Raw genomic sequence first — 8,244 nt, 5'->3', positions numbered from 1 at the left:
ATCGCTGATAGCAACTGGGACTTTATTGAAACAGTAGGAAGCGCCTCGCTTGCTACTGCACAGCCGTTTTATCTGATATCCGGGGAAAACCTATTAATGGATAGAAAAATGTTGCGGGCTCGCCAGCGGCGAGCGAGTCAAGCCGCGCTGCCGGGCCATGCCCGCTACCGCCTTGAAGTGCGGCGCTGTGGCGCTGAACTGGAGGTATTCAGCTTCACCGGCGAAGAGCGCCTGTGCGCGCCCTATTGCTACACCATTGATTTCACCAGCCCGACCCGGGATATCGACCCGGCGGTGATGCTCAACAAATCCGCCACGTTTATCTTGCAGGCGCCGGAAAACCCGGCACAGGTGCGTAAAGTGCACGGCGTCACAACTGTTTTTCCAATCAGTTGAAAAAACCGGTAAGTGCGAGCCAGCGCAAGACAAAGCTAATGTTTTGCTGTGTCCGGTAAAGATGCGGGTTAAACAGGCCAAAGTCGGGGAACCGATGCCACGTTATTATGAGGTGACGGATAAAATATCTATATATCAAAAAGATGGCGTATGGAAAGCCGATGACAATTCAAAAGGTCAGATACTGCTATCGATTATCGTTAACGATGCGAACGAAACATTGCTGGGCCGTCTTAACCCGGGAAACCTGAAATAAATTGTGTGCAATACAGGAGATTTTATTGTGAATAACCCTGGCTGTAATTTTTGTACCCGCGAGGGACCGCCTGTTTTACTGGTTCGTCCTGCCATCAAAGCGCAGGGTGATGGCGTACCGGATTTGCCTGCGAACATATCGATGCCGGTAGAGGGAAAAGGCGAAACCGGCTATACCACGCGTCTGCTGCGTGAAGGCTTTTTGTATATCTGGGATGAGCTGGTCAATGGCTGGATCAATTATTACGTGACTGATGAGGGCTACTACTATCTTCTGCCCGCCGATAGCAAAGTTCCGCCGCGTCTAGCCAATGGTGAAATGAAACCTTGCATTAATGAACCAGATGAGTTGGCGCGTGCTTCGCTGGTGACATTACCGGTGTTGCCGAAGGGGTTGACAAACAAAGCCTTTTGGTTGGCCTGGTCGGCGGTGGAGTGGACGGATGCGGTACGTAAAAAGCACGAAGATCCGGTATATCGTGCGCGATATATGCAGCGTTTTGATATGGAAAAATGGCTAAACCGTGGAGAGGGAGAGAATGCCCTGCCGTTCTCGTCACTGAGGGATACCGTAGCGGAATATCATACGCAGATAGATACCAACCGGCGTATTGCCGATTACACCAGCTCTCATTGGAATGGGAAATGGTTATTTGAGCCGGACAATCTATGGTGGGCTACTAAAGAATTGTTGCCAGACAAAGGCGTCATACTGTTTCTGTCTGATCCGGTTGCTGTGGTGCAGGATATTGCTGCTCTGGCGAATTATCGGTTAAAGACCCAGTTTCATGAAAATCTACATTACACCAGAGGGATTGCGCTTTCGGCTTCTCTAAGCACGCTGAAAGAGGCGTTGTGCCGACAGTTTGAGCGGGATCAGCTAACTAAAGATGAAACTGAGGAGAATGAAGCTCGGTATGGCAGCTTTGATGGTGAATATTATATTCCTGGTTCTGAAAAGCGAGCGAATACTACGCATTACTTAAATGATATGGCATTAAAGCCATTGGTACAAAAGTATTGGGCGGATTATGAGAAGTACATTGATCGTGATAAAGAAAAAGCGTTTATGGATCGGTTCACCACCGATCTGACGCGGTATGACAACACTATTATCTCTCCGATGACCGAAATGTATCTGGACTGGCTGAAAAGCCAGCTCCTGCTGGACTATTTTGACCATAACTTTGATAGTACGGACGATTATAGCGGTGCGTTGTTTGTCCAATCGGTCCATGATTGTGTTGCAGGCATGCAGGATAAATTGGGAGCATCCCGTTATTTTCAAGAACAGATGATGAGCGCCACCATCACGCCAGATAATCTGCTGTTACGTGCGCTGGTGATGAACAGTGATAAAAAAATAGAGCAAATTCACGGAGTCTTAAAGACCGGTGGAAACTACGGCTCTCTCGCCTGGGATAAAATACCCGATGGGCTTAAAGACATCGCTGAGCACTTCGATGGACCGGTTTCGCTCACAATAGAAAAATACCTGAATGAACTGAGTAGCACTTTGTTTGCAGTGATGAATAAAGCAGTGGAAAAAGTGCCGCTTCCTGCACTGGTCGTATTAGCTAAACTGCATGGTAAGGAATTAAAAGTCATTAAATTCGTCGGAAAGCGTAAACATTTTATCAGTGCGGTGGTCGCTGTGACCAATGAGCTGGGGGATCTGAAACGGCGTCCTTCCTCAGATCAGCTTCGTCACTACGTTGACATTGAAATGCGTCGTTTGAAGATTGATGGCTTGCCGATGGAAGGGGATCAGGAATTCAACTTTATTGTGCTGGCAGACGCAGGTGAAGCGGAAAAGACCTTGGCTTTACCGGAGGCGGAACGGGCTAAGTCTTTGGTGAAAACCTTGTATTCTGTCGATGAGATCCGTGCGGAGCTGTTTCCGGGGACGTTACGCACAAAACTAGCGCAGTTAGAGGCCAGTTCTGTCGAGAGTGCTGCCAAGCAGTTGGCAAAAGTCCCTCCCTTTACCGGCTGTATTTTCTCTCTGGTGATGCAGATTTCCGCATTGCGGGCGGCCGGGTGGCCTAAGGAAAATACGGAGGCATGTACTCGGTTTGCGGCAGATTTGGTCGCTGCGATGGGGGCTATCGCTGAAACTTGTGAGCGGTTGTTGAATAATTTTAAAGTCCTGCGGTTAAAGCCTATGGTGCGTCTTGTCTTGGGACGGGAAAGCCTGCTTAAGTTAATGAGAAGGATTGAGATAGTGAAATTCCTTGGCGCCCGGGCTGCAATTGTTGGAATAGTCTGGGATAGCTGCCATGCGATAGATGAAATCGTGTTTAAAGGCAATATAGATTTGGGAATTGCCTATTTAATTTCAGCGGTGAGTGCAGGACTGTGGCTTGCCGGTGTTTTAGGTCCATTAGGTCTATTTGTTGCTTTATTACTATACCTTGGTGCCAATATCTATCTGGCGATGAAAAAGAAGAATGAGATCCAGAAATGGCTGGCGGCCTGTCTGTGGCGCAAGATTCCAGTGGGTGAAGAGGATATTCCCTCTATCTGGCCTGATAGCAGAATGGAAATGGACGCTTTTAATAAATTAATGACTGCGGGAGCATAATTATGCTATTAAGTCGATTTTATATGTCCTACGAACTGAATCGTCCTTTGACTCAACAAGAAAAAGACAATCAACTTTGTCAGGGAAAACCAACCCGGTTAACAGGTAAAACAGGCGAATATATGATTGAGTACGATACGGTGATCCGTATGAACTCGACTTATATGGAGACTGTGGATAAATATTACCGAAATAAAGGGTTTATTAGTTCACTATTTGCGCCGCTTTTTTTGAGCTGTTTTGGATTAATATTATACGCTTATGGTGGAATGGCTTATCAGTATATTATTTATAAAAAGATAATCCCTTCTCTATTCGGGGTATTTATGTTGACAGCAGGTTTTGCGCTATTGATCTATTTCAGTGGCAAACTGACCCTAAAAGAGTGGTTTGCTACGACACATTATCCAATTCGATTTAACCGCAAAACTCAGATGATCCATGTTTACCGTTTTAATGGAACGGTATTATCGGTTCCTTGGAAAGAGGTGTTTTTTACCCTGACCAAGTACAGCGGCAAGATGACGGAATGGTGTATTGACGGTCATATTCTGGCAGACGATAAGGAAACTGTATTGGATACATTTAGTCTGGGATTTTCTGGAGTATTTCGGGAGTTGATGCTGGGCTATTGGGAATTTATCCGTTGCTATATGGAGGAAGATGGTTTACAGGAACAGGCGGATATTATCTTATTGTGTCCGCCTATTGAGCAGAAGAAAGAAGGTTATATTTTTGGATTACAGTATCTAATGCGGATGAATTCTCGTTTGGACTGGTTTGTTGAACTGATAAATTTTCCATTTGATCTAATTACAAGTATTGCCCGTTATATTGCGATGCAGACTAGCAAAATACCGCAATGGCCTAAAGAAGTGGAAGATGACTGTAAGGTTGATCCTGACGACCCGATTAATGTCAGTGCAGCGGATAATCCTGTGCATTTATGGCGTCATATTCTGGCGAACCAGACGCTGGAAGAATATCAGGCGATAAATAATCGTCTGGCATCAGCACATAAGCGTTTGAAAGAAAAAATTGCAATGGCGCATTCATTTACGGATAAATAAAGGCAAGCATATGAACGAAATTATTGCTTACAACGCGGTTATTTGTCCGAATAAAATCCCGGCGGAGGTGTAATTATGCAATTAAATAAATTTTCAAAATAGTAGATCACTGGAAGTGAACTCAGTCCGATTTTTGTGATCTGATCAATTGCGAAAAATCCCAAACCCCAACACGGACTGAGTGATGCCAATCATAGCACCCATACTTCAAAATGAATGCCAGAAAATGCCCAAACAGAGCAAGTCACCGGAATAGAAAAGAACTCTGATTTATTTATCAAAATGTTAGATGAACTGAATCAGTAATATCCCCATGCGGAAACCCTCACTTTAATCTTAGATAACTACGGTATTCATAAAGGTCAGAAGGTAAAGGAGTAGCTGGCACGACATCCCAAATTTACTCTGTTGTTTTTACCCGTCTATTCACCGTGGCTAAATAAAATAGAACGGTTATGGCAATCGCTCCATGAGACAATAAGGCGAAATCCTTGTTGTCAATTTATGTGGCAGTCGCTTAATTATGTTGATGCTTTTTTGGCATCGTTTTCATCATAGCAAAAGCCAGGAAGACAAAAAATGGGTGTAGCACTATTATGAAACCTTATTTAGTGCTGAGGTAGCGAAAAGCTTAAATGAACCGCTGAAACCGGTAAACGCAGAGTTATTTAAAAGCGTTACGTAGGTGGTGATTGAGCAGCACGGTTATGTGAGGAATATTTAAATGATGAAAAGCATACTCGGTTATCCCTTAGTGGCCGGGCTGGATAATGGCTGGTACGCCGAAAGCGATTATCAACATTCACCGGAGCGCAATAATGGCAAGGATAAAAGGGGATTGAAAAAGAGATAAACCTTATCTGTGGGTTAAAATTTTCTCTGTGTAGTGAATTTTTTTTGAACTAAAAACACAATTTTGAATCTAACTAGTTTCTATGGTTGTAAAGAGAAGCCAATAACTGAATAGAACGATCCTTAAAAAGGGGAAAAAGAGTTAAATAAACAAAACAGTAACGTCGCTATATGAGAAAAGGATAATGATAACCATTATGAAATGGCGATGGGTTTTGCTTTCACAATTAAAGAGGAAAATAAGCAATAGTTAAATGAATTGTAAAAAACTGTAAATAGGGTTCTGCCCTATATCTGATGGAATAAGAAATTCGAACATAAGATAACGTGGCGTTTCGCCCGAATGAAAAGGTATTTAAAGAGATGAAAGAAAAAAATGTAACGATACAAAAAGAGTGGAGTTTATCGGATAACGAAGCAACGACGGGAAAATCCTCTCTTTCTGGAAAGCGCAGTTGGGTGGTGCGTAAATGGAAATGGATGATTGTCTGTTTTATGCCTGTTTTTATCGTGGGGGTATTTATGATTGCCATGACCGCAATAAAATCTTCGGAACCCTATAAAAAAGCTTTATCGCTGGCACAATCTAATCCTGCGGTGAAAAGTATTTTAGGCCAACCCATTGAAGCAGGTTGGTTTGTTTCTGGCAGTATTAGCGAGAGTGACGCGGGATTCGAAATTGCTATTAAAGGAAATCGGTCTGGTGGTACCGTGTATGTTGATGCGGATAAACATGCAGGACATTGGCGATATAAAAGTATTACTGTTCAGCCTGATGACGGTGGACAATCGATAGATTTACTGGCAGGAGGTAATTCCATGAAATAAAGGTTATTTTTTTATATAGTGTGATTAAAATTCTCTTGAACCGATTTAATTTAATTGAAAGGTAATGATAATCATTCTTAAAAGAGAAAATTAAGTAACGTAGAGCCAATGGTATTTTATTCTGTACCATAAAGTATCGTTTTCTCTATGTGGTTTTTAGGTTATTTCAAATGTTTTCTATAAAGGTAAGAGTATGGACCGGAATAAATCCGTAAATCCTATAATAGTAGGTTTAGTATTACTGGCATTGTCAGGTTGTAAAGATGAAAAGAAAACTCAAACAGCGCCGCAGGCTTCGGTAAAAGAAGTGTCAATGTCTGGTGGCAGTTTTAATTTAAAAAGCATCCGCAATAACAAAAACGAGCGGGTTAAATTGATGGAGAAAATCAATGCCAGTCAGGGGGACATATTAAAATATGCATCACCAAAAACGAAAGGAGAAATCATTGCGGTTTTGATTAATAGCCACTTGTGGGATGGCGTGGCAAATCCAGTAAAACATTATTCGGTAAAACACGATGAGCAGAAATGTGAAGAGGGGACAGTCGTTGATGCACGTAAGCGTGCGGTATTGGCTGCGTTAAAATGGGTACAATCAAAGCATGACTACGAAAATGTCATGCAACATGCAGAGATGATGCCGGCTGTTGATGGAGAAGCCGACTGGCGAGCGAATGAAGCTAAAGTCATTGCCTTTTTAAGGCAGGGTGAAACGCCGAAAAGTTATGGGCGTAGTGATAATTTTGTCCCTTTTGCCGCTAAAGTTACTATCCAACCAAGCCATTATGCTGAAAACTTGCGAGACATTTATCGTTCATTGCCTTCTCTTAAAGCAAATGCAAATGAACCACTGACGCCAGTCAATGCAGCCGTTAACCGAAGCGTGGCAGACGGTATTACAACCGGCGGCGGCCAGTCTGAATGCGCAGTGGCAGTCGGCGGTAGTGGCAGACTGGCAAACCGACTTTGACGGCCGTTACCCGTTTGTGGCGGGGCAAAATGACGCCTCGTTGCCAATGCTGGGGCAGTTTATTCGGGCGGATAGAACAGTTCCTGCACAGCCAGTTAGGCGGCGTGCTGCATTAAAGAGGGGAAATATTGGGTAGTAGATAAAGTGAACAGTCAGGGACTGCATGTTAACCCGGTCTTTTTGACTGCGGTAAATCAACTGAGTCAGGTCGCGGATGTGCTGTTTGCCAATGGCAGCGAGGGAATACGATTTGAATTGCGAGCCAAACCGGTGCGGGATGTGGCGGAAACCGACCTGACGATAGACGGTCAACGGTTGCGTTACTTTAACCAGATGGAGAGCTGGCAGCATTTACGCTGGCCGGGAGACGAGGATAATCCCGGGGTGGTGCTGACCTGGACCGGCGTGAACACCGGCGCGCGGTTATATGGCGAGTATCCGGGGGCGTGGGGATTGATCCGCTGGCTGGAGGCCGCCCGGGTGCAAATGCTGGATGAAAGCCGTTATCGGCTGAGATTGACCATGCCGGAGGGGTTGCCGCTGACCTGGGTATTACGTACCGAAGTCGGGAAAGGGCCGCTGGTATTATTGAAACTGAGGGGTTTTAGATTGCCGAAAACCATTTTTGAGGAGAATAGGGGAAATAACCAGCCTGAGCTGGTGAGAAAGAGAAATAACGACAACTGGATGACAGAATAATCGCTTATTTGATGGCATCAATCGGCGGCGATAAATGGCGATTATCCTCCGGTTATTATCAGATATCTAATGGGGTTCAGCGATTCATTCGATAGTCAATATTTTGTAATCATATCATCATGATATTCCTATTTATATTTAATGCTTTGTGATGAGGCAGGATAATCGCTGCCACTGAATCAGTGGAAGGCTATTATCAATTAAATCATTCTCAATAATGAAATCTATTCTCATTCGCATAACATAACTGATAATCATTCTTTTTTTATATGATTGCAACGTATTGATAATAATGACTGTTAATCATTTGTTTGATGGAATAATAATGCCTTTATTATGATTTTAATTAACATATTGAAAATAATATAGAAGTATATTTTATTGTCATGATTGTGAAACGTATGAATATTGGATTTATTAGCCTTTATCATATTATTGTATTGAATGCTACATTTTTATATCAACAAATCACATTCCGTTTAAGATTGGTTTAAATATACTGAATTTTGCCGTTGAGATTAAACAAATTGTGCTGTTTGATAAAAAAACACTTGATTTTAATATGCGCTAATGAGGAGAATTGACTTATT

6 protein-coding genes and 3 pseudogenes are annotated in these 8,244 nt (G+C 43.2%); all 9 read left to right on the top strand.

Features of this window, described 5'->3' with window-relative positions:
• Window positions 1-396 (top strand): annotated as a pseudogene (locus EAE92_RS23500) (phage late control D family protein); the annotation flags it as partial.
• A 94-nt stretch (window positions 397-490) separates the two neighbouring features.
• On the top strand, window positions 491-652 hold the full coding sequence (locus EAE92_RS23495) for a hypothetical protein (protein ID WP_157297612.1): 162 nt from the start codon (window positions 491-493) through the stop codon (window positions 650-652).
• A gap of 27 nt (window positions 653-679) precedes the next feature.
• Window positions 680-3,235 (top strand): T6SS effector BTH_I2691 family protein, encoded by a 2,556-nt coding sequence (locus tag EAE92_RS23490; protein WP_214069792.1) that lies wholly within the window; start codon window positions 680-682, stop codon window positions 3,233-3,235.
• 2 nt (window positions 3,236-3,237) lie between these two features.
• Entirely contained in the window at window positions 3,238-4,305 is a 1,068-nt protein-coding gene (locus EAE92_RS23485; RefSeq protein ID WP_214069791.1) for a DUF6708 domain-containing protein, read from the top strand.
• 225 nt (window positions 4,306-4,530) lie between these two features.
• Window positions 4,531-4,863, top strand: a pseudogene (locus EAE92_RS23480) (IS630 family transposase); the annotation flags it as partial.
• A 166-nt stretch (window positions 4,864-5,029) separates the two neighbouring features.
• Window positions 5,030-5,158: a hypothetical protein gene (locus tag EAE92_RS25100; RefSeq protein WP_281422834.1), complete on the top strand. Its 129-nt coding sequence runs from the start codon at window positions 5,030-5,032 to the stop codon at window positions 5,156-5,158.
• A 362-nt stretch (window positions 5,159-5,520) separates the two neighbouring features.
• Complete coding sequence (locus tag EAE92_RS23475; protein ID WP_214069790.1) at window positions 5,521-5,985, top strand: cytochrome c oxidase assembly factor Coa1 family protein; 465 nt, start codon at window positions 5,521-5,523, stop codon at window positions 5,983-5,985.
• 193 nt (window positions 5,986-6,178) lie between these two features.
• Entirely contained in the window at window positions 6,179-6,955 is a 777-nt protein-coding gene (locus tag EAE92_RS23470) for a hypothetical protein (protein ID WP_214069789.1), read from the top strand.
• Window positions 6,849-7,654 (top strand): annotated as a pseudogene (locus EAE92_RS23465) (type VI secretion IcmF C-terminal domain-containing protein); the annotation flags it as partial. The gene EAE92_RS23470 and the pseudogene EAE92_RS23465, both read left to right, overlap by 107 nt.
• Window positions 7,655-8,244 lie beyond the last annotated feature (590 nt).

The sequence above is a fragment of the Photorhabdus hainanensis genome (assembly GCF_018448965.1).
In the GTDB taxonomy this organism is placed as follows: domain Bacteria; phylum Pseudomonadota; class Gammaproteobacteria; order Enterobacterales; family Enterobacteriaceae; genus Photorhabdus; species Photorhabdus akhurstii.
This window is presented reverse-complemented; position numbering and strand designations above follow the sequence as displayed.

What these genes read in the sequence shown, in the direction of transcription:
- EAE92_RS23495 (WP_157297612.1), top strand. Translation starts at nt 491, where the DNA reads ATGCCACGTTATTATGAGGTGACGGATAAAATATCTATATATCAAAAA.
- EAE92_RS23485 (WP_214069791.1), top strand. Translation starts at nt 3,238, where the DNA reads ATGCTATTAAGTCGATTTTATATGTCCTACGAACTGAATCGTCCTTTG.
- EAE92_RS25100 (WP_281422834.1), top strand. Translation starts at nt 5,030, where the DNA reads ATGATGAAAAGCATACTCGGTTATCCCTTAGTGGCCGGGCTGGATAAT.
- EAE92_RS23475 (WP_214069790.1), top strand. Translation starts at nt 5,521, where the DNA reads ATGAAAGAAAAAAATGTAACGATACAAAAAGAGTGGAGTTTATCGGAT.
- EAE92_RS23470 (WP_214069789.1), top strand. Translation starts at nt 6,179, where the DNA reads ATGGACCGGAATAAATCCGTAAATCCTATAATAGTAGGTTTAGTATTA.